Origin of the sequence: Pseudoclavibacter sp. Z016 (assembly GCF_002931215.1) — a bacterium.
Classification (GTDB): Bacteria; Actinomycetota; Actinomycetes; order Actinomycetales; family Microbacteriaceae; genus Pseudoclavibacter.
The window spans coordinates 26,978-49,236 of the sequence record NZ_PSTU01000009.1 but is presented as its reverse complement, the minus strand read 5'-3'; the positions used below and the strand labels follow the sequence as shown (position 1 = coordinate 49,236).

Annotated in this window: 16 protein-coding genes; 7 read left to right on the top strand and 9 right to left on the bottom strand. The window is 69.0% G+C overall.

What is annotated here, in order from left to right; all coding sequences use genetic code 11:
- Positions 1 to 21: 21 nt before the first annotated feature.
- Complete coding sequence (locus tag C5B99_RS05055) at positions 22 to 1,290, top strand: CynX/NimT family MFS transporter (RefSeq protein ID WP_181064945.1); 1,269 nt, start codon at positions 22 to 24, stop codon at positions 1,288 to 1,290.
- Between the two features lies 1 nt (position 1,291).
- Here the strand turns inward: C5B99_RS05055 and C5B99_RS05050 are convergent, their stop codons facing one another.
- On the bottom strand, positions 1,292 to 3,169 hold the full coding sequence (locus tag C5B99_RS05050) for an ABC transporter ATP-binding protein (RefSeq protein WP_104240701.1): 1,878 nt from the start codon (positions 3,167 to 3,169) through the stop codon (positions 1,292 to 1,294).
- A gap of 71 nt (positions 3,170 to 3,240) precedes the next feature.
- On the bottom strand, positions 3,241 to 4,452 hold the full coding sequence (locus C5B99_RS05045; protein WP_104240700.1) for a cysteine desulfurase family protein: 1,212 nt from the start codon (positions 4,450 to 4,452) through the stop codon (positions 3,241 to 3,243).
- A gap of 120 nt (positions 4,453 to 4,572) precedes the next feature.
- On the opposite strand from C5B99_RS05045, the gene glgX reads away from it, so the two are divergent.
- The 3 genes from glgX (at position 4,573) to glgB (ending at position 11,301) form a co-directional block, all read left to right on the top strand.
- Complete coding sequence (glgX, locus tag C5B99_RS05040) at positions 4,573 to 6,705, top strand: glycogen debranching protein GlgX (protein ID WP_104240699.1); 2,133 nt, start codon at positions 4,573 to 4,575, stop codon at positions 6,703 to 6,705.
- Between the two features lie 267 nt (positions 6,706 to 6,972).
- The gene (locus tag C5B99_RS05035; RefSeq protein ID WP_104240784.1) at positions 6,973 to 9,039 is read left to right on the top strand and encodes an alpha-1,4-glucan--maltose-1-phosphate maltosyltransferase; all 2,067 of its coding nucleotides are present in this window, start codon (positions 6,973 to 6,975) and stop codon (positions 9,037 to 9,039) included.
- A gap of 57 nt (positions 9,040 to 9,096) precedes the next feature.
- On the top strand, positions 9,097 to 11,301 hold the full coding sequence (gene glgB / locus C5B99_RS05030) for a 1,4-alpha-glucan branching protein GlgB (RefSeq protein ID WP_104240698.1): 2,205 nt from the start codon (positions 9,097 to 9,099) through the stop codon (positions 11,299 to 11,301).
- 78 nt (positions 11,302 to 11,379) lie between these two features.
- Here the strand turns inward: glgB and C5B99_RS05025 are convergent, their stop codons facing one another.
- The gene (locus C5B99_RS05025; RefSeq protein ID WP_104240697.1) at positions 11,380 to 12,363 is read right to left on the bottom strand and encodes a tetratricopeptide repeat protein; all 984 of its coding nucleotides are present in this window, start codon (positions 12,361 to 12,363) and stop codon (positions 11,380 to 11,382) included.
- Complete coding sequence (locus C5B99_RS05020; protein WP_104240696.1) at positions 12,356 to 14,707, bottom strand: hypothetical protein; 2,352 nt, start codon at positions 14,705 to 14,707, stop codon at positions 12,356 to 12,358. The genes C5B99_RS05025 and C5B99_RS05020 overlap by 8 nt, the downstream gene beginning before the upstream one ends.
- Positions 14,708 to 15,040: 333 nt before the next feature.
- On the opposite strand from C5B99_RS05020, the gene C5B99_RS05015 reads away from it, so the two are divergent.
- From C5B99_RS05015 to C5B99_RS05005, 3 genes are all read left to right on the top strand, one after another.
- The gene (locus C5B99_RS05015; protein ID WP_181059445.1) at positions 15,041 to 16,537 is read left to right on the top strand and encodes a DivIVA domain-containing protein; all 1,497 of its coding nucleotides are present in this window, start codon (positions 15,041 to 15,043) and stop codon (positions 16,535 to 16,537) included.
- Between the two features lie 84 nt (positions 16,538 to 16,621).
- Positions 16,622 to 17,668: an AI-2E family transporter gene (locus tag C5B99_RS05010; protein WP_104240694.1), complete on the top strand. Its 1,047-nt coding sequence runs from the start codon at positions 16,622 to 16,624 to the stop codon at positions 17,666 to 17,668.
- A 58-nt stretch (positions 17,669 to 17,726) separates the two neighbouring features.
- Positions 17,727 to 18,752, top strand: coding sequence for a putative zinc-binding metallopeptidase (locus tag C5B99_RS05005; RefSeq protein WP_258063076.1), 1,026 nt, complete (start codon positions 17,727 to 17,729; stop codon positions 18,750 to 18,752).
- Here the strand turns inward: C5B99_RS05005 and C5B99_RS05000 are convergent.
- The 5 genes from C5B99_RS05000 to C5B99_RS19765 form a co-directional block, all read right to left on the bottom strand.
- Positions 18,724 to 19,482 (bottom strand): alpha/beta hydrolase, encoded by a 759-nt coding sequence (locus C5B99_RS05000; RefSeq protein ID WP_104240692.1) that lies wholly within the window; start codon positions 19,480 to 19,482, stop codon positions 18,724 to 18,726. The genes C5B99_RS05005 and C5B99_RS05000 overlap by 29 nt on opposite strands.
- Positions 19,479 to 19,835, bottom strand: coding sequence for a hypothetical protein (locus C5B99_RS04995; RefSeq protein ID WP_104240783.1), 357 nt, complete (start codon positions 19,833 to 19,835; stop codon positions 19,479 to 19,481). Before C5B99_RS04995 ends, C5B99_RS05000 begins: the two co-directional genes overlap by 4 nt.
- Before the next feature lie 110 nt (positions 19,836 to 19,945).
- Positions 19,946 to 20,695, bottom strand: a complete 750-nt coding sequence (locus tag C5B99_RS19465) for a transglycosylase SLT domain-containing protein (RefSeq protein WP_219819619.1) — start codon at positions 20,693 to 20,695, stop codon at positions 19,946 to 19,948.
- 130 nt (positions 20,696 to 20,825) lie between these two features.
- Positions 20,826 to 21,482, bottom strand: coding sequence for a transglycosylase family protein (locus C5B99_RS19460; RefSeq protein ID WP_219819618.1), 657 nt, complete (start codon positions 21,480 to 21,482; stop codon positions 20,826 to 20,828).
- Between the two features lie 79 nt (positions 21,483 to 21,561).
- Positions 21,562 to 22,170 carry a hypothetical protein gene (locus tag C5B99_RS19765; RefSeq protein ID WP_104240691.1) on the bottom strand — a complete coding sequence of 203 codons (609 nt, stop codon included), beginning with the start codon at positions 22,168 to 22,170 and terminating at the stop codon, positions 21,562 to 21,564.
- Positions 22,171 to 22,259: the final 89 nt, after the last annotated feature.

Here is a 22,259-nt window from a genome sequence, read left to right as displayed (position 1 = left end):
TCCTGGGTACAGTGGCACCTCGTGTCGACTCTCCCCGCTCCGAACCCCTCTGGCAGCGCACGGTCCCCGTGGTTCTGGACGGCACTCGCCGTCCTCGCGCTGGTGCTCCTCGCACTGAACCTGAGGACCGCCGTCACCAACGCCTCGCCGATCTTCGATCTCATCTCCGTCGACCTCCCGCTCCAGGGCGCCACCACCGGGCTCCTCACGATGCTGCCTCCCGTCGCGTTCGCGATCGCCGGCCTCGTCACCCCGTGGCTGCTGCGTCGCGTGCGCCTCGAGCTGCTCATCGTCCTCGCCCTGGCCGCCATCATCGCCGGCCACCTGCTCCGAGGAGCGGCCCCCGACGTCCCCACCCTCCTCGGCGGCAGCGGCATCGCCCTCCTCGGCATGGGCATCGGCAACATCCTCCTGCCGCCGGTCGTCGTCACGTACTTCCGGTCGCGCATCCCGGTCATGACCTCCACCTACGCGATCGTCGTCGCGCTCGGCACGATGCTGCCTCCGCTGCTCGCGGCGCCCGTCGCCCTGGCCTCCGGCTGGCGGACCTCGCTCTCGATGTGGGGCATCGTCGCAGCCTCGGCAGCCGTGCCGTGGCTCATCCTCCTCGTTCGCGCCCAGGTGCGAGCGGCGCGCGGACACGTGCCCGAGACGACGGGCGCCGTGACGCTGCCGAACGGCAAGCCCGCACGGCCCGCACGCTCCATCTGGCGCTCCAAGCGGGCATGGGCGCTCGCCACGACCTTCGCGATCTCGTCGATGAACGCGTACTGCTGCTTCGGCTGGCTCCCAACGATCCTGCAGGAGCGGGCGGGCGCTGACACGGTCGCCGCGGCCGGCTACCTCTCGCTGTTCGCGGCCATGGGCATCCCGCTCTCGCTGGCGACCCCGCTTGTCATCAAGCACCTCGGCACCACGTGGCCGCTCATCTCCGCGGCGGCCGGATTCGCGCTCGGCTACCTGGGCCTCATCCTGGCCCCGACGGCAGCCCCCGTCGTCTGGGTGCTGCTCATCGGCTTCGGGCAGCTGATCTTCCCCATCTGCCTCACGCTCATCGGCCTTCGCGCATCGGGCCAGCGCGGGTCGGCTATCCTGAGCGGCTTCGTCCAGCTCGTCGGCTACGCCCTCGCCGCCCTCGCGCCGTTCACGGTCGGCGTGCTGGCCACGGCGACGGGCAACTGGTCGATCCCGCTTGGCCTCCTCGCCGTGCTCACCCTCGGCGTCATCCCACTCGCCCCCGCGCTTGCTGGCAAGTGGAAGATCGAAGACGAGATCCAGCTGGCCCGCTGAATCAGGATTCGAGCTCTGGCTCGACGTCGGTGCGCTGCTCCTCGTGAAGCGCGGCGTAGAGCCCGCCGCCGGCCATGAGCTCTGCGTGGCTGCCACGCTCGACGATGCGGCCCTCGTCGAGGACGCAGATCACGTCGGCGTCCTTCACCGTCGAGAGGCGGTGCGCGATGGCGAGCACCGTGCGCCCCCGCGATGCGGCGTCCAGCGCACGCTGCACGAATCGCTCCGACCGTGTGTCCAGAGCGCTGGTCGCCTCGTCGAGGACCAGGACGGCCGGGTCCTTGAGGAGAACTCGCGCGATGGCGACGCGCTGCTTCTCACCGCCGGAGAGCCGATACCCGCGCTCCCCCACCAGCGTCTCGTACCCGTCGGGGAACTTCGAGATGGTCTCGTGGATGTTGGCCTGCCGGCACGCATCCTCGATCTCCGCCTGCGTCGCCTCGGGCTTCGCGAAGCGCAGATTCTCTGCGATCGACGCATGGAACAGGTAGCTCTCCTGGCTCACGATGCCCGTGTTGGCGATGAGCGCGTCGTGGTCGAGGTCTCGCACGTCGGTGCCGGCGAACCTCACGGCTCCGGATGACGCCTCGTAGAGCCGCGGAACCAGGTAGCCGATGGTCGTCTTCCCGGCACCGCTCGGCCCGACGAACGCGACGAACTCACCGGGACGGACCGTGAACGAGACGTCGTCGAGCGTGGGGGCCGCGTCGGTCTCCGCGTCCGGGTAGCTGAACGACACGTGATCGAACGTCACCTCGCCGAGCCTCGACTCGTCGAGGGGCGTCGGCGCCGGCGACGGCGTGATGGCGGGAGCCAGGTCGAGGTACTCGAAGATGCGGGCGAAGAGCGCCTTCGACGTCTGCACCTCGAGACCGATCCGCATGAGTCCGATGAGCGGCATCGTGAGCCTCGTCTGCACCGTCGTGAAGGCGACGATCGCCCCGGCCGTGAGATCGACGCCACCCGTGATGAGGTACGCGGCGACGATGTAGACGGCCGCGGGAACGAGCGAGAACACGATCGACACGAACGCGAAGAAGCTCTGGCCGCTCATGGTCTGCTTGACCTGGAGGCCGATCTGCTTGAGGTTCTCAGCGCGATACCGCTGCCCCTCGGCCTCCTCGCGACCGAACGACTTCGCGAGCAGGATGCCGGAGACGCTCAGCGACTCCTGCGTGATGGCCGTCATCTCGGAGAGCGACTCCTGCGTCTTCGTCGCGATCCGGGCACGCACCTGGCCGACCCGACGCTGCGCCCAGACGAGCGCTGGCATGAGCACGAAGGCGATGATCGTGAGCTGCCACGAGAGCAGCGCCATCGCGACGACGGCTGCGAGGACGGTGACGATGTTCCCGACGACGCTCGTGATCATCGACTGCAGCGTGGATGCGACGCCACCGACGTCGTTCTGCAGGCGGGACTGGATGACGCCGGTCTTCGTGCGCGTGAAGAACGCGAGCTCCATGCGCTGGAGGTGCTCGAAGAGCCGCACGCGGAGGTCGCCCATGACCGAGTTGCCGACGCTGGCCGTGAAGTACGTCTGCACGACCCCGAGCGCGCTCGAGGCGACCCACAGCAGCGCCATGAGCCCGACGATCTTCCACAGCTCGCCGATGTTCGGCCCAGCTCCATCGGGCGGGAAGAGGCCGACATCGAACGCCTGCTCGGTGAGCAGCGGAGGCAGCACCGAGATGGCGGCGGTGACGAGCACCAGCGCCAGCGCGATGGCGATCTTCCGCCGGTACGGCGAGAACAGTCGGATGACCCGCTGCCACAGGTCGTCGATCTGTGGGGCCTGCTCGTTCGCCGCGCGGAGCACGGACTCATCGCGCACGCGACCTCCGGCAGGGGGCCCGCCTCCAGCGCCTCGCATCGTCATGGCGTCAGCGTAGGCGCATCCGCCGACACTGAGGCGAGAGCCGAGGCCTGCTCAGCGGAGACGACTCGAAACTAGACGGCGCGGTCCGAGAAACCGGCGGTGCGCGCCTGCTCCACGATCCGCGGCAGCACTGCGAGGAGGGCGTCGATGTCCGCAGCTGACGTCGAGGCGCCCAGCGTGAAGCGGAGCGCGCTGAGCGCCGCACGCTCGTCGAGGCCCATGCCGAGCAGCACGTGAGAGGGCTCCGCGATGCCGGCCTGACAGGCCGAGCCCGTCGAGACCGAGAACCCTGCCATGTCGAGCAGGAACAGCAGCGAGTCGCCCTGGCAGCCGTCGAAGGTGACGTGGACGTTCCCGGGCACCCGCGCCCTGACCTCCACGCCGCGATCGACGAGCGCGCCGTCCAGCGGTGCCCCTCGGAGCTGCGCGCCCGGAATGCGGTCGAGGCCCTCCGAGAGCCGCAGCGCGAGGCCGTCGAGGCGCGCCCCCTCCGCAGCCATACGCGTCATCGCGGCATCGGTGGCCGCCGCGAAGGCGAGCGCCGCCGGTACGTCCTGCGTGCCCGAGCGCACGCCCCGCTGCTGCCCTCCCCCGTGGATCAGCGCCTCGACCGTGTGGGCGCGCGCGAGGGCGAGGGCCCCCATCGCGACGGGTCCGCCGATCTTGTGCGCGGAGACGCTGAGCGCCGCGACGCCGAGATCGCGGAGGGAGACGGGAATGTGCCCGAACGCCGCGACGGCGTCGACGTGCACGGGAATCCCCTGCTCGTTCGCGAGCTCGGCGAGCGCACGCACGGGCTGCACGGAGCCCACCTCGTTGTTCGCGAGGATGACCGTGACCAGGGCGATCTCGTCGGCGTGCTCGCGCATCCGTGCTGCCGCGACCTCGAGATCGACGAGGCCTGCTGCATCGACAGGCAGCCAGTCGATGACCGCTCCCTCGTGCGCGGCGAGCCATTCGAGCGCATCCACCGTCGCATGGTGCTCACCTCGAGGCGCCAGGATGCGCGTTCGGGTCGGCCGCTGCCGCAGCCGCGACCAGTAGAGGCCCTTGACGCCGAGGTTGATGGCCTCGGTGCCGCCAGAGGTGAACACGACCTCGATGGGGTCCGCGCCGAGCGCGGCTGCGACGCGCTCTCGTGCCCCCTCGAGCATCCGCTTCGCTGCCTGCCCGTGGCCGTGAATCGACGACGGATTCCCCGTCAGCTCGAGTCCCGCGAGCAGCGCAGCCCTCGCCTCCGGCACCATCGGCGTCGTCGCGGCGTGGTCGAGGTAAACGGCCATTTCGCTCCTCGCCTCACTCTCGACATAGACTTGCGCGATCTGTGCGCACCAGGACGCACGCATGTGACCAGGAAGCCGCCGGACGGCGCCCGGCCGCTCGATTCGAACAGTTTAGGCCTCATGCCCGATTCCCAGACCCGCTCAGACCTCGGCGTGACCCACCGCCAGGGAATCGCGCGCCTCCGCGTGTTCTCGATGCACGCGACTTCGATGACGCTGTGCCTCGTGGCCGCCGACGGCACGGTCACGCGGACCATCGAGATGGCCAGCATGCCAGGCGGCGTCTGGCAGGCAGAATGCGCCGAGCTCGTGAACGGGCAGCGGTACGCCGTGCGCGCCGACGGGCCGTCGAGCGGAACGAACGCCTTCGACAGGCATCGGCTGCTCGTCGAGCCGTACGCCAGGCAGGTCGCGAACGTCGGCAGCCCGGCCGTCCCGGTCTGGACCGCCCAGGTCGTCGAGTCCGAGCCCTTCGACTGGGGCCAGGTCCGAGCACCGCTCCTCCCCCTCCGCGACGTCGTCGTCTACGAAGCGCACGTCAAGGGATTCACGCAGCTCGCCCCGCACATGCCGGAAGACCTGCGTGGCAGCTACGCCGGCCTCGCGCACGAGGACACGATCGCCTACCTCCAATCGGTCGGCGTCACGGCGGTGGAGCTGCTTCCCGTGCACGCGTTCGCGTCCGAGTCGTTCCTGCGGCGCCAGGGCATGGCGAACTACTGGGGCTACAACACGCTCGGATTCTTCGCCCCGCATGCCGACTACGCCTCCCCCGCCGCCCGTGCGGCTGGCCCGCACGCGATCGCGCGCGAGTTCAAGGGCATGGTCAAGCACCTGCACGCAGCCGGCATCGAGGTGTACCTCGACGTCGTCTACAACCACACCTCCGAGGGTGGGCGCGGCGACGAGACGTCCATGTTCCGCGGCCTCGACAACGCCACGTACTACCGGCACGACATGCACGGCAACCCGATCGACCAGACCGGCTGCGGCAACTCGCTCGACACGTCGGAGGCGATCGTGCGCGAGCTCATCCTCGACTCGCTCAGGTACTGGGTGGAGGAGTTCCGCATCGACGGCTTCCGCTTCGACCTGGCGGCGACGCTCGGCCGAAATGCGCACCATGCCTTCGAGACGCATCACCCCCTGCTCGAGGCGATCGTCCGCGACGACCGCCTGGCCGACACGAAGCTCATCGCGGAGCCGTGGGACGTCGGCATGGGCGGCTGGCAGACGGGCAACTTCCCGGAGGACTGGTCGGAGTGGAACGACAGCTTCCGCGACCACGCACGTTCGTTCTGGGTCAGGGACATCGCCGAGGCGCGCAGCTCCGGCGTGCATCCCGAGGGTGCTGGCGCGTTCAGCACCTCGCTCGCCGGCTCGTCCGACATGTTCAGCGACGACCGCGGGCCCCTGGCCTCCGTCAACTTCGTGACGGCCCACGACGGCTTCACTCTTCGCGATCTCGTCTCCTACAACGTCAAGCACAACCTGCAGAACGCCGAGCTCGGCCGCGACGGGACCGGCGACAACCGCTCCTGGAACTTCGGCGTCGAGGGGCCAAGCGACCGCGACGACATCGAAGCGCTGCGCAGGCGCTCCATGCGCAACCTCCTCGGCACTCTGCTCCTGAGCGCAGGTGTGCCCATGCTGACGGCCGGCGATGAGGTCGCGCGGTCGCAGAAGGGCAACAACAATCCGTACAACCAGGATTCGCCCCTCACCTGGTTCTCCTGGGAGCTGAGCGAGGTCCAGCTCGCCCAGCTCGCGCACACGCGCAGGCTCATCGAGCTGCGTGCGCAGCACCAGGTGCTGCGTCCGAGCAGCTTCAACCACGGGCACGCGCTCAGCGAGCACGGCACCAGGCGCCGGTGGTTCGACGCGCTCGGCAACCCCATGGGCGACGGCTCCTGGCAGGGGCCGGGCGGGCGAACCCTGCAGGTGCTGCTGGACGCCTACATCCCGGAAGCCGATGCCGACTTCACGGGCGACGCCGAGCTCGTCGACGGGGTGCGGATGCTCACCGACCGGCTCCTGCTCGTCGTGCACGGCAGCGAGGACGACGCGGCGCTCCGCGCGCCAGCCGTCGACGAGATCACCGGGTACCGGCTCCTCTGGGACTCGACGCACGAGCACCCGGACGAGGCGCTCAGCGCCAGTCGCGTGCTCGTCCCAGGTCAGCTCACCGGTCTCGAGGGACCCTCCGTGCAGGTCTACACCGTGGACGTCGAGCCGGGACACCACCACATCTAGCCCACGGCGTGGGGGGTCGTTCGCATTCCGTGACACGCGAACAGCCCCGATGCGGGTGGGTGTTGGTAGCGTTCGGATGTGGCAACGACACCAGCGTCAGACGACCAGATTCCACCGAGCCGCCCACGTCGGGCAGCCGCGAAGCGAGCGAGCACCTCGCCGAAGCCTGCCCCAGCGGCGCAGGACGCGCCAGTGAGCGCAGCGGCAGCACCCGAGCCCTCCTCGGACAAGGCGCCAAGGGCGCGCAAGCCGAAGGCTCCAGCGGCGATGCCGGCCGCAGCCGCGGCCGTCGCGACGGCGCTCCCGCCGACCGGCGACGCCTTCCCGGGCTCCGGCTACGTCCCGGTGATCGGCCGCATCCCCATCCTCGACCTGCAGCCGCAGCTCGTCGACAACCTCTTCCCGACGAAGGGGTACGTGGGCGATGTCGTGCCCTTCTCGTGCGTCGCCTTCCGCGAGGGACACGACATCATCGGCGTCGAGCTCGTGCTCACCGAGCCCGGCGCGGAGGCCACGCGCATCCGCATGCAGCCTGGCCCGAAGGGCACCGACTCGTGGCTCGCCGAGGCGCAGGTCACCGCCGCCGGCACCCACGAGTGGTGGGTCGAAGCCTGGAACGACGACTTCGCGACCTGGCAGCACAACGCGGAGATCAAGATCCCCGCAGGCATCGATGTCGACGTCATGCTCGAGCTCGGCGCGATGGTCGTCGACCGTGCGGCCACCAATCCTGAGCTCACCGCGCATCAGAGTGCCGTGCTGCGGGACGCGGCGACCGCGTCGCGCTTCACCTCCCGGTCCGCTTCCTTCCGCCTCGCCTCGCTGCTCGCCGAAGACGTGCTCGAGGTCGTCGAGGCGCACCCCGTCCGCTCCCTCGTGACGCGCTCGGCCAAGCGCAGCATCCAGGTGGACCGCGCGCTGGCCGGAAACGCGGCCTGGTACGAGTTCTTCCCCCGCTCGGAGGGCGCCAGGCAGGCGGCGGACGGCAGCTGGACCTCCGGCACGTTCCGCACCGCTGCCGAGCGAGTGCCTGCGGTCGCAGCCATGAACTTCGACGTGCTCTACGTTCCGCCGATCCACCCGATCGGGCACACCAACCGCAAGGGGCCGAACAACTCCCTCACGACGGAGCCTGGAGACCCGGGCTCCCCGTGGGCGATCGGGTCCGCAGAAGGCGGCCACCGCGACATCCACCCCGACCTGGGCACCGTCGAGGACTTCCGGTACTTCGTCAGCGAGGTCGAGAAGAACGGCATGGAGCTCGCCCTCGACCTCGCCCTGCAGGCGACCCCCGACCACCCGTGGGTAGCTGAGCATCCTGATTGGTTCACGCAGCTGCCAGACGGCAGCATCGCCTACGCCGAGAACCCGCCGAAGAAGTACCAGGACATCTACCCGATCAACTTCGACGGCGACCGCAACGGCCTGTACGCGGAGGTCCTCGACACGGTCGAGTACTGGATCGACCTCGGCGTCAAGATCTTCCGCGTCGACAACCCGCACACGAAGCCCCTGCAGTTCTGGGAGTGGCTGATCCACGAGGTCAACGCCAAGCACCCCGAGGTCATCTTCCTCGCCGAGGCGTTCACCCGACCCGCCATCATGCACGCGCTCGCGAAGGCCGGCTTCCAGCAGTCGTATACCTACTTCACCTGGCGCAACACGAAGACGGAGCTCGAGGAGTACCTCACCGAGGTATCGAAGGAGTCCAGCGACTTCCTTCGCCCGAACTTCTTCGTCAACACACCGGACATCCTCACCGAGTACCTGCAGAAGGGTGGGCGCAACGCCGCGAAGATCCGAGCGATCGTCGCCGCCACCTCCTCCCCGCTGTGGGGGGTCTATGCCGGATTCGAGCTCGCCGAGAACGTGGCCCGCCCCGGCTCGGAAGAGAACATCGACAACGAGAAGTACGAGTTCAAGCAGCGCGACTGGGCGGCCCAGGAAGCGAGCGGCTACTCCCTCGCTCCGCTGCTGACGAAGCTCAACGAGCTGCGCCGCGCCAACCCGGCGCTCCAGCAGCTGCGCAACTTCGAGGTGCAGTTCAGCGACAACGAGAACGTGCTCGTCTTCTCCAAGCACCTGCCCGCCGAGTACGCCGCCGACGGCGTCTCCAACACGGTGATCGTCGCGGTGAACCTCAACCACTCCGGTATCGAGGAGGCGACCGTCTACATCGACCAGACGAAGTTCGGGTTCGCGTCCGACACGGAGTTCGGGGTGGAAGACCTCCTCAGCGGGCACGAATGGGTCTGGGGCGGCGCGAACTACGTGCGCCTCGACCCATCCACCCTCCCCGCGCACATCCTGCGCGTCAGGCACTCGGCACTCTGACCCGTCGTCCGGTCGCGCCAGGCGGCGCGACCGGACGATCTCGAGAACGGAAACACCATGACCGACGAACTCAAGCCCGCCGCTCCCGCACCGATCGGCGTTCCCGAGGGTGAGCTGCGCTCGGTCGCCGAGGGCACGCACTCCGGCCCCCACGCGATCCTCGGGCAGCACCTGCAGGAAGACGGCCGCACGCTCATCCGAGCGCGTCGCCCCCTCGCGGAGCGCGTCACCGCGATCCTCGAGTCCAGCGGCGAGCGGGTCGAGCTGCAGCATCTCGCCCACGGCATCTGGCAGGGCGTGCACGAGCACGGCCTCGACGACTACCGCATCGAGACGGTCTACAGCGACGGCGTTCCGCACATCGTCGACGACCCCTACCGCTTCCTCCCCGTCGTGGGCGAGGTCGACCAGTTCCTCTTCGGCGAGGGGCGCCACGAGCGCCTCTGGCATGTCTTCGGCGCCCACCACCGCGAGCACTGGGGCACCCACTCCGCCGTCTGGGGCACCTCGTTCGTCGTCTGGGCACCCCACGCCCAGGCCGTGCGCGTCATCGGCTCGTTCAACGGCTGGGATGGCCGGGCGCACGCCCTGCGCCGCCTCGACGCACTCGGCATCTGGGAGCTCTTCGTGCCAGGCGTCACGCCGCACGAGACCTACAAGTTCCAGATCCGCACCGCCTCCGGCGACTGGGTCGAGAAGGCAGACCCCCTGGCGCTGCACGCGGAGCAGCCGCCGCAGACCGCGTCGGTCATCGCGAACCCCAGCACGTACGAGTGGGGCGACGGCGACTGGATGACGTCCCGGGCGCAGAAGGACCCGCACACGGGCCCCATGACCACCTACGAGCTCCACGCCATGTCCTGGCGTCCCGGACTCGGCTACCGCGAGCTGGCCGACCAGCTCGTCGAGTACCTCGACGGCCTCGAGTTCACCCACGTGGAGTTCATGCCGCTCTCGGAGCACCCCTTCGGCGGCTCGTGGGGCTACCAGGTCACCGGCTACTACGCGCCGACCTCCCGCCTCGGCTCGCCCGACGACCTGCGCTACCTCATCGACCGGCTCCACCAGGCCGGTTACGGCGTCATCATGGACTGGGTGCCCGGCCACTTCCCGAAGGACAGCTTCGGCCTCGCCGAGTTCGACGGCCAGGCGCTCTACGAGCACGCCGACCCTCGGCTCGGCGAGCAGCTCGACTGGGGCACGAAGGTCTTCAACTTCGGTGACTCCCAGGTGCGCAACTTCCTCGTCGCCAACGCGCTGTACTGGCTCGAGGAGTTCCACATCGACGGGCTGCGCGTCGACGCCGTCGCCTCCATCCTCTACCTCGACTACTCGCGCGAGGAGTGGGTGCCGAACATCCACGGCGGGCGCGAGAATCTCGAGGCCATCGCCTTCCTGCAGGAGGTCAACGCGACGGCCTACAAGCTCTACCCCGGTATCGCCATGATCGCCGAGGAGTCGACGAGCTGGGCTGGCGTCACGAAGCCGACCGAATGGGGCGGCCTCGGCTTCGGCCTCAAATGGAACATGGGCTGGATGAACGACAGCCTCAGGTACGTCGAGCGCGACCCCATCTACCGCTCCCACCACCAGGGAGACCTGACGTTCTCGTTCGTGTACGCGTGGAGCGAGCGGTTCCTGCTTCCCATCAGCCACGACGAGGTCGTCCACGGCAAGGGGTCTCTGTACTCGAAGATGCCAGGCGACGAGTGGCAGAAGCTCGCCGGCACGCGCCTCTTCCTGGCGTACCAGTGGGGCCACCCGGGCAAGCAGCTGCTCTTCATGGGGCAGGAGTTCGCGCAGCAGACCGAGTGGAGCGAGTCCCGCGGCCTCGACTGGTGGGAGCTCGACAACCCCGGCCACGCGGGCGTCCAGCGTCTCGTCGGAGACCTCAACCGTCTCGCGAAGCACGAGGGCGCGCTCTGGGAGCTCGACGACGACTCGTCCGGCATGGTGTGGCTCAGCGGCGACGACGCAGCGAACAGCGTCCTCGCATTCGCGCGCCGTGGTTTCGACGGCACTCCGGACGTCGCGATGATCTTCAACTTCTCGAACCAGGCCATCGGCGGCTACCGCCTCGGCCTGCCACACGCCGGACGCTGGTCTGAGGTGCTCAACACCGATGCGGAGACGTACGCGGGTTCGGGGGCCGGCAACTACGGTTCCGTCACGACCGAGGACGTCGCGTCCCACGGTTTCGCGCAGTCAGCGGCCATCACCCTCCCGCCGCTCGCGGCAGTCTGGCTCAAGTTCGAGGGCTAGGAGACCCGCAGGCTCAACGGAGCGAGGCCCGGATGCGATCTGATCGCATCCGGGCCTCGCTCTGTTCGCCAGCTCAGGTCAGAACAGCAGGTTCGTGAGCCGTGCCCGTGCAGCCCCCACGCGGGGGTCTGCCACGCCCACGACGAGGAACAGATCGAGGAGGCGTTCGCGCACCGTCGTCTTGCCCTCGGCGTCGAGCTTCGGGAACAGCGTCAGCAGGCGGTCGAACGCGTCGTCGATATGCCCGCCCGACAGGTCGAGGTCCGCGACGTCGAGCTGCGCATCGAGGTCGTCCGCGTTGGCGGCGCCTCGCTGCCGGATCTCCTCGAGCGTCTTGCCCTGGAGCCGGACGAGGAGCTGCACCTGGGCGAGGCCGGCGCGAGCCTCGTCGTCGGCGGGGCGCTCAGCGAGGGCGCGCTCGTAGGCGTCGATGGCTGCAGGATAGTCTCCGCGCTCGAGCGCCTCGAAGGCTTCAGCGTGCAGCGGCGGGAGCGGCGGTGCGGCAGGCTCGGCCTGGGCCTCCGCCTCGGCCTCAGGTGCCGCATCCACCGCGACGTGGCCCGTGAGCCCCTGCTGGGCAGCGACCTGGAGGATCTCGCCGACGATCTGCGTGATCTGCTCCTGGGGCGGGTTGCCGGAGAAGAGCTGCAGCGGCCGACCGCCGATGATGGCGATGACCTGCGGCTGCTGCCCGAGCTGCGGATGCGCATCCAGGTCGACCCGCACGAGCACGATGCGTCCTTCAGCGCTGCGGACGATGTTCGCGAGCACGGGCGAGAGGGCCTGCGCATCGCTCGACCAGGCGGCGTGCATCTCGACGATGACGGGCAGGAACTGCGAGAGCTGCATGAACTGCTCGAGCGTCTGCTCGTCGGCATCGACCACGACGTCCGGCAGCGTCGCAACCGGCTCTCCGGCTGCTGGCTGCGTGGGCTGTCCTGGAGCGCCGGCTGCCGGAGCGCCGGGCTCCTGACCCGCCGGCGTGTTCGCGCGCTGGACGAGCGAGGAGAGATCGACGGCTCCGTAGAGACTCGCTGGGTTGAGTGGAGGGGTTTCAGCCATAGGTAACCTCGTTGGCGTTGAGCTGGCGTGCGCCGGTCATGGTGTTGGCGTAGCCGAGCAGTTGGACTGCGCCGCCTGTCGCTTCAGACGGCACGTAGAACATGAGCTGGTTGGTGTAGAGCGTCTCGAACCCGAGTGACGAGGAGCTGGCACCGGCAAGAGCGGCGGTGCGGCCCTGGACGCTCAGCGTCGCGAGCTGCGTGCGTGCGCTCAGCTTCTCGACCTCCTCGATGGAGACCGCGATGATCGCGCCCCCGTCGAGCGTCTGCACGCCGAAGGGCGGATCGTCGCTCGCCCGCGTCTGGAATTCGATCCGCGCCGCGTTCGCGTCGATCTCGCCCGAGACCGTTGCCCTGGCATCGGCGATCTGGGTGCGCAGGGAATCTCCGTCGGGAGAGAAGAGCGCGGCGAACTGCGAGCCGTCGCCGTTGCTGATGACGTCGGCGTAGGCCGCGGCGAGTTCCTCAGGAGCGATGACAAGCGGCTGTGCGAGGCCGTCGATACCGGGGGCTCCGATCTCGACGGGGGCCGCCTCCGGCAGGGTCACGTCGGGGGTGAGCTGCACGATGGATGCCACCTTGTAGGCGTCGCGGGCCGTCGACTGCGTGAGCATCATGCCGAACGGTGCCGTTGGCGTCTCTCCGCCGGCTTCCCGGACCACGAAGATCGACTTCGGCCAGGCCTCGGAGGCCTGCGGCACGGCGTAGACGATCTCGCCGGTCGGGAAGGCCACGGGGCCGGGCAGCGCGTTGTCGGCGGCTTTCGCCTTGTACTCGGCTGCGCGCTCCTGGTAGGCGGCCTGGGTGAATCGCGGCGCCAGCCCATCCGGCTTGTTGGCGGCATCGGCTTCCTGGGCGAGCTTGGCTGCGTCGTCGAGGATCTCCGTGAGCTGCTGCGCGTTCACGGCGGGCAGTGCCTCGCCCTCGGTGAGGAGCGCCTGGTCGATCGAGGAGGTCGGCGTCGGCGTCGTCGGCGCACTCGTCGACCCGCCGAACTGCTCTGGCCAGAAGTCGGCGGAGCATCCGGAGAGCGCGATCGATCCGACGAGCAGCACTGGGATGAGCCTGAAGAGTCGCTTCGGGGCCTGGCTCCGGTCGCGACCGCGGGGTCGACGCCACTGCTGAGGCTCAGCAGCGGGCGCGTCGCCGGATGGTGCGGTCGCGTCAGGGCCGGGCGCTCCGCCAGCGGGAGGCTCCCCGCCACCGGTGGAGTCGTCGTCGTCCGACTTGCCTGAGTCCGCCTTGTCCGTGTCGTCGTCCGCTGGAAGCGCTGCCGACTCGGACGGGGAGTCGCCGGCATCCGGAGACGATGCCTCCTCCTGGCCGCTCCAGCTGAACGGGTCGTCGACCGCCGGAGCAACGGGTGCGCCAGGTGCCTGGCTGACTGCTGCTGCCTCGGCGCTCGGGGCCCGGAAGGAAGGGAAGGCGGCAGCCTGGGGCTGCCGGTCCGCCGCGTCGACGGTGGCCGGTGGCGCCCAGCTGGGCTCCTCGACCGGCCTGAAGCTGTCGTGGTCTGCCTCGACGGATCGAGCGTCGCCTTCGGAGAGCCGGACCGATTCGGCCACGACGCTCTGCGACTGCTCGATCGGATCGACCTCGGACGAATCGAGCCCGTCGTCCGCGACCTGCGTTGAGCCTCCGAAGGAGAACGCCGGCGTCGCCGCGGTTCCGCCGTCAGAGGCGGGCACGACGACCGGGATCTCGGAGGCGAGCTCCTCGCGAGCCTGTCGCTGCGGCTTCGAGCGGCGGCGCATGCTCAGCAGCGCCCAGAGCAGCAGGCCGAGGGAGATCAGCAGCAGGACTCCGCCGCCGAGCAGGAGCGGACCGGCCATGGGCGCGCGTCCGTCGAGCGGCCAGGAGATGGAGATCTCGTTGGGCGCGGAGGCCTCCCCGTCCGACTGGACGAGCAGGGCGAAGCCGACGGGAAGCGTCTGCTGCATCTCGAGCTGCCCCTCCCCCTCGTACTCCTGGAACCAGAGGTCGCTGCCGAGGATGTTGGGGGCCGTCGTCTCATCCGCCGAAGCCTCGCCCGGCGTGAAGACGAGAGCTCCGCTCGTGTCGTCGAGGGTGACGATCTCGTGCTGCGTCGTTCCGACCCAGCCTGCGATGTCCGCCTGGCGCCCGATCGCGACGCGAATGGGGCCATCGCCGCGGATCGTGATGGATTGCGTGCCAGCGTGCTCGATGAGCGTGTCGCTGGGGATGACCAGCAACGGCGACTCCTGGGTCAGCGTGCCCGTCGCGACGACCGTGTCGGCCGCCCGCGCTTCCGTGACCTGCAGCCAGCCGACGACAAGCAGCGCGACACTTCCGAGGAATGCGATCGCGGCTAGGATGAATCTCACTGAGTGACTCCTTCTCGAGTGATTGCGCCGTGCATCGTTTGTGCGCTCGACGTGCTCCTCTCGCGAGGGTGCCGTCGTCTTCCATGAGGTTCATGGAGACTCTCGACCCCTCAATCTAACGCACCGTGCCCGCACTTCCCCTGGAATACGCCGGTTTCGCCCCCGAATTCGGTGAATGCGCCCGCGGTCACGTCCCGAGCAGCTGCGATTTCCGGAGAGATGTCTCCGCCATTCCGAGCCTCATCAGGGCGCTGTTCGGAGCCGCCGTCTAGACTTCAGGACGTGCGCAGGCGGTCGGCGCGCACCTGCACCCTGACTCACGCGGAGGCGTCCTTGGCATTCGACGACATCAACTTCAACACGGCGATGCGCGGTTACAACCGCGAAGAAGTCGACGAGGTCATCAGGTCACTGCGCACGCAGCTCGCCCAGGCCGGCAACCAGGACTCCGGTGCGAGCCGCGAGATCGCGGCGATGAGGACCCGCATCAAGCAGCTCGAGTCCGAGCTCAACGAGGTCGGCAATCCCACCTACTCCGGCCTCGGCACGAAGCTTGCGGGCACGCTCGCGACGGCCGAGCAGCAGGCGCAGAAGCTCACTGCCGAGGCGCAGCGCGAGGCCGACAAGATCCTCAGCGAAGCGCACCGGAACGCGGCCCGCATCCACCAGGAAGCCAACGACTACGCGGAGCGGGTGACACGTGAGGCGGATGTTCGAGCCTCGCGCGTGCTGAGCGATTCCCGCTCGGAGGCCGACAGCCTCCTGGAGAACGCGAAGCAGGAAGCCGATCTCACGCGCACCAACCAGGAGCGCGAGATCGAGACGGTCAAGGACCAGGTCACGACCGAGCTGCGCGAGCTGCGCCACTCGACCGATCTCGAGATCAGCGCGCTGCGCGCGTCGGTCGACGAGGAGCTGGCCACGAAGCGTCAGGCCGTGGAGAACGAGATCGCCGAGTCCGCCGCTCGCCTCGCCGAGCGGCAGCGGGAGATGGAGAAGGCGCGCGCCGACTTCGAACGCGAAGCCGCGGCTCGCCGCACGCAGATGGAGCACGAGCAGGAGGCGGAGCGCCAGGCAGCGAAGGGCGAGCTCGACGCGCTCCGCGAGGGTTCCGTCCGGGAGATGAACGCGAAGCGCACGGAGCTCGATGTCGAGCTCTCGAAGCGCCGCAACGCGTTCGAGCAGCAGCTCGTGGCCGCTGGCCGCAAGGCGGAGGCAGCAGCGAAGAAGCTCATCGACGACGCGACCGAGCAGCTCGCCGACCTCAACCAGCGCAGCGAGCAGGTTCGGCGCGAAGCGGGAAAGATCATGGCGGATGCGCGTCGCCGCGCGCAGGAGACGCAGGACCAGGCAGAGCGCAAGGCGGCCGACCTGCTCGAGACGAGCAACAAGCAGGCGCGCGAGCGCAACACGGAGGTCGAGCAGCACACGCAGAGCCTGCTCGACAACGCCGAGCAGCGCCTCTCGGAGCTCCGCGAGGAGCGCGACCAGGTGCAGAGCTACCTTGACCAGCTCAAGCGAGCCTTCTCGCGTACCGACTTCAGCCTTCCCGAGGCCGACGAGCAGATCACGAAGCGGCCCGCCGCTGACGACACCGAGGCGGCGGCTTCGGGCACCGACGCAGCCGAGGCGCACGCCTTCGCGCTCTCGAGCGGTGGCTCCCAGCAGGAGCAGGAGACTGCAGCCGACGACGTGAGTGCGACGTCCGAGACATCAAGCGAGCCCGCTGACGAGAGCACCTCGAAGGACGAGCCGGTCCCTGCTCAGGCCGCGGGCCAGGGCGGCGGACAGAACCCGAGCCAGAAGCGCGGAGGTCCGCGCCAGCGGTAGGCCCAGCGTGCGATCTCGACCCCTCCCGCGCGTCTAGACTCGGATCCCGGCCATCGGCCGGGATCCGATCAGGGGGAACACCGCATGCGCATCGAGAATCCGTTCAGGCTCGGCTTCGTCGCGACGGTCGGCGTGCTCGTAGCTCTTGTCCTCGGTGGCATGATCGCTTCGCTGAGCACGATCCTCACCTACATCGGTGCGGCACTGTTCCTGGCGCTCGGCTTCGAGCCGATCATCGCGTTCCTGGAGCGCCACCGCTGGCCCAGGTGGGCGGCGATCATCTCCTCGCTGGGAGGAGCCGCGCTCGCCCTCGGTCTTGTCGTGTGGGCGCTCATCCCGAGCATCTCGAGCCAGGTCGAGCAGCTCTCGGCGCGCTACACGTCGATCGTGAACGACCTCGCGGGCTCGAACGTCATCGAGTGGGTCGACGAGCGCTTCCCGGATCTCCAGGCCCAGGAGTTCGTGACCGACGCGCTCGAGTGGCTGCGCAACAACCTCGCCGCCATCGGCGGTGGCGTGCTCGAAGTCGGCTTCGGCATCGTGAACGCCTTCTTCGGGGTGCTCATCGTCTTCATCCTCATGCTCTACTTCGTCTCGAGCATGAACAGCATCAAGCGCGGCTTCTACCAGCTCCTGCCGGCCTCCCGCCGGGCCCGCACGGCCGAGCTGACCGAGCAGATCACGGCGTCCGTCGGGAAGTTCGTCCTCGGGCAGCTGGCGCTCGGCCTCGCAAACGGGATCCTGTCCTTCACGTTCCTCTCCATCATCGGCGCGTCGATGCCCGCCGTGTTCGCGATCATCGCCTTCCTCGGCTCGCTCATCCCCCTCGTGGGAACGCTGTCGGCGTCGGTCATCATCGTCGTGCTGCAGCTGGCGCTCATGCCCGTCGACAGCAGCGTGTGGTGGATGGCCGCCATCTACTACGTCGTCTACATGCAGGTCGAGGCCTACGTCATCAGCCCTCGCATCATGAGCTCGGCCGTGCAGGTCCCCGGCGCCATCGTCGTCATCGCCGCCCTCACGGGAGGCACGCTCCTCGGGCTCCTCGGCGCTCTCGTCGCGATCCCGATCGCGGCGGCCATCCTCCTCATCGTGAAGGAAGTCTGGATACCGGCGCAGAACGAGCGCTAGCCTCACGGCGACGCAGGCCGAGCGTTGCACGGCCCGTTCTGCACCTATGATTCGAGGCGTGCAGAGCATCCAGTGCCCCCGTTGCGCGTCGCTCGTCATGCTCGAGTCGCTGTCGTGCGACGCCTGCGCGACGCCGATCGCCTTCCACGACGAGACGCAGGTCTTCGTCGACGTCAGCGGCGGAGCCGTCCTCGTCGAGGGCAGGCTGTGGCGGGAATGCGGGAACCGGAGCTGGCGGTGCAACTGGCTCGTGGAGGACGGCATCGCGACCTCGTCATGCCTCTCCTGCAGGCTCGTTCGCAAGCGCCCTGAGTCCGACGACACCCTCGCGCTCGAGAAGCTCGCAGAGGCGAACGCGGACAGGCGGCGCCTGCTCGCGCAGTGCCTGCACCTGCGCCTCCCCATCGAGAGCTACGCGGAACGTGACGGGGGTCTCGGGTTCGACCTGCTCTCGAGCCGGAGCTCAGGCCAGCGAGTGTCGATCGGCCACGCGAACGGTATCATCACGATCGACCTGGCCGAGACCCTGGATGCGCACCGCGAAGCGCTCAGAGTGCGTCTGGGCGAGCCGTACCGCACCCTCCTCGGTCATTTCAGGCACGAGATCGGCCACTACTACCAGTCGATCCTGGTCGACGACGAGACGCTCCTCGACGAGTGCCGAGAGCTGTTCGGGGACGAGCGCGCGAGCTACTGGGAGGCGCTCGAACGCCACTACCGCCTGGGCGCCCCCGAGGGCTGGTCGGCGTCGTACATCTCCGAGTACGCGACGATGCACCCCTGGGAGGACTTCGCCGAGACCTTCGCGCACTACCTGCACATCCTCGGATCGCTCTGGACGGCCGCCGCCTCGAACGTGGTGCTGCAGCCGGAGACGACCCCGCTCCTCGACTACACGGAGGAGCCCATCGAGCGGGTGCTCGCCGACTGGCACGAGGTCTCGCTGCTCCTGAACCGCTTGAGCAGAGCGATGGGCCAGAACGACCTCTACCCGTTCGTGCTGAACGCTCCGACCGAGGTGAAGCTCGGCTTCATGCACCGGATCGTGACGCGGATCACTCGCCGCTCGGCCACGACGAGCTGAGCGGAAGCGCCGCCGGGTTCGTGCGCTGCACGATCTCCGTCAGCACTCGCTTCGTCTGCTTCTCCCCCACCCACAGGTGCCGACCGTCGTCGACGGGCACGAGCTCGAGGTTCGGGAGGTGCGCGATACGCTGCGCCGCCTCGTCGGGCTTGAGGAAGTCGTCGTGCTCTGGCACGACCATGACGACCGGGATGCGCGCGTCCGCCCAGCGGTCGAGCTCGGCTTGGCTCGTGCGCCGCAGGGGCGGGGACAGCAGGATGAGACCCTTGACGTCCGCGTGCTCGTGGCCGTGCTTGAGCGCGAGCTCGGTGCCGAACGACCAGCCGACCAGCCACGGGTTCGGCAGACTGCGTTCGCGGACGAACGCCATGGCGGCTTCGACATCGGCGCGCTCGGTCTCTCCGTCACCGAACTCGCCGTCGCTCGTGCCTCGCGGAGAGCTCGTGCCGCGCGTGTTGAAGCGAAGCACAGCCAGGTCCGCCTGCGCGGGCAGACGCAGCGATGCCTTGCGCAGCACGTGCGAGTCCATGAACCCGCCCGCGGTGGGCAGGGGGTGCAGGGTGACCAGTGTCGCGACCGGCTCACGGTGGAGGGGCAGCGCCAGCTCCCCGACGAGGGTCAGGCCGTCGCTCGTGTGCAGCTCGATCTCCTCGCGGCGAGCTGGCAGCTCCGTTCCGCTCCGGATCTCGATGGACTCGCCAGCTTCTCCGGCCGTCGATGCGTCGGTCATGCCATCCTCCAACAGTGGTTGTGCCAGTGGCGGCGGGCCGCCAAGGCGTGCTCGTCTCCGAGGATGCCCTCGGCCCGCCAGACGACGACGTGCGCGACTCCCGCCTCGACGGCGTTGGGGCAGCCAGGACACACGTAGTCCTTGACCGCCCGGACCGCCGAGATCGGCTGCACGGTGTAGGAGACGCCGCGGCGCACCTCCGTGCGGCGCCAGCCCTCGCGGAGACGCTCGAGCTCGTCGGCCTGGTCGCCAGCGCGGTCGGCGGCAGCCTGCTGCCGCTTCGCCGCGCGACCGCCCTTCGTCCTCGGGGACGGATCACCGCTTGGACGGCGGGATCGGTTCGAGCGGGGCATGACAACCATTCTAGGAAGCTCGTGGGAACCGAGCTGACAGACGACGCCGCGTGACCCTGAGGTCACGCGGCGTCGTGAGGCTGGGCCCAGCGGGCTCGAGGAGAAGTGGATCAGTACCAGTTGTTGGCTTCCGAGTGCGCCCACGCGCCGCAGGGAGTGCCGTAGCGGCCCTTGATGTAGTCGATGCCCCAGCGGATCTGCGTCTCGGGGTTCGTGCGCCAGTCAGAGCCGTGTGTGGCCATCTTGCTGCCGGGAAGCGACTGTGGGATGCCGTAGGCGCCTGACGAGGGATTCTCGGCCGCCGCGTTCCAGCCGGACTCGCGCTGCCAGAGCTTCTCGAGGCAGGCGAACTCGCCGGTACCCCAGCCCATGGACGCGACGACGTCGGCGGCAACCGCCTTCGACGTGCCCGGGTCGGGCGCGACGTAGTCGGGGCTGCTGTTCGACGACGACGAGGAGGAGGAGGAGGAACTCGACTCCTTCTCGGTCGGTGTCGGAGTGGGGGTCGGCGTCGGGGTCGGCGTCGTCACGACGATGCCGGCCAGATCGTTGTCTCGCGGAGTCGCAGTCGGGGCGGCAGTGCCCTCATCTTCGACCGTTGCGTCGCCATTCGCCTCGACGGCGGAGACGAGGCTGACCTCGTATCCCTGGGCCCCCGCGGCAGTCAGGTCCGCGACGCTCGGCGCGATCGCAAGAGCTGGGGAGGCGCCGCCGGCGACACCCGCCTGCAGGATGGCCGTGAGCGCAAGGGCACCGACAGCGGTGCTCGCGGCGATGGGGACGATGATCTTCGCCCGTGAGCGTCGTGCGGCCGTCGGACGCGCTGCTCGCGTCGAGCCTGTGCGCTGCAACGTGGTCATTGATCTCCCGGGGTTGGAACTAGGGACTCCCCGAGGATAACGGAATGGTCACGGAATGGCAACGAAAACGGCATCAGTCGCCCGCCGACTGCCGCAGCTCTTGGCCCAGGAATTCTGGCCGGTTTCCTGGTCAGTAGCAGCTCCACTGCCCCCAGCCGGCCTTCGCCTGCAGCATCTTGGCGCGCATTGTCTGCTCTTCCAGCGATGCGTCGGAGGGCAGGCCCGTCCCGCCGACGGACTGCCACGTGGGAAGCGAGAACTGGTACATGCCGTAGTAGCCGTTCCCAGTATTGATCGAAGGGTTGCCACCGGACTCGCACTGCGCGATGCGGGCCAGCGTGGCGTCGATGCTCGGGTCCGAGGAGACGTCGGCCTCCTTGTACGAGGATCCCCCGGATGAGGAGTTCTTGCTCGACTGCGAGGGTGCCGGCTCAGGCTCGGGCTCCGGCTCCGGCTCGGGCGTCGGGGTCGGCGTCGGGGTGACCACGACGATGCTGGCGATGTCACTCGTACGACTCGTGTCTGCCGGCACCGCATCCACTGCGGAGACGAGGCTCACGGCGTAGCCCTGCGCCCCCGCGGCGGTCAGCTCGTCGACGGATGCGACGGAGACGACTTCGCTCTCACCATCGCCCTGTGCCCCCAGCTGGACGGTCGCGGTGACCGCGAGGGCAGCGATCGCGATCCCTGCCAGGGTCGGAACGATCACGCGGGCTCCCGCACGTCGGCGGAGGCCTGCGGGCCGTGAGGCCCGCGTCGAGCCGGTGCGGATGGCGGTGGTGGTCATGCGGGTACTCCCAGGTGGTTCGCGGTGGCGAGGTCTTCAGCCGAAGGTGACGCTGCGGTCGTGGGCAGCGGGTCCGAGGTCAATAGGAGCCGTTGTGCTGGTTCCAGGCGGCGCACGGGGTGCCCCACGCTCGGTCGATGTAGTCGATCCCCCACTTGATCTGCGTCAGCGGGTTCGTCTTCCAGTCGGCGCCCATCGTGGCGAGCTTCTCAGCGGGCCACGACTGCGGGATGCCGTACGCACCGGAATCGGCGTTCTCGGCCAGGTAGTTCCAGCCGGATTCCTTCATCCACAGCTTGTCGAGGCAGGACATCTGGTCGGCACCCCAGCCGTACTGGGTCTTGACCATCTCCTCGGTGATCTTCTTGAGCGAGGCAGGGTCGGTCGGCACCACGTCGATGCTGACGCTCGAGCCCCGGTCGTCGATGGTGGTCCCCTGCGAGCTCTCCCCCGAGACGGCGAGGACCGCGTACGCCTGCGCCTGCTCCTGCGACAGCTCCTGGATGCTCGGGCTCAGCGACGCGTCAGCCGAGGCTGTGGCCCCGGCACCCGTGAGGGTGGTCACTGCGATGGCCCCGGCTGCGACGACGCCGAGCGCCGATGAGCCGAAGATCGCGGCGCGGCGCTTGGCGCGAGTCTTGCGACGCTGGCGTGCACGCTCTCCGCGAGTTGCAGTGGTTTCCGGCATGGAGCTCCAACCGATGGGCCGAGGGGACCACGCAATCGTAACGGGGAGGTCACGATTTGACAACGCTCAGGCTCAGCTGAGGTGGCAGG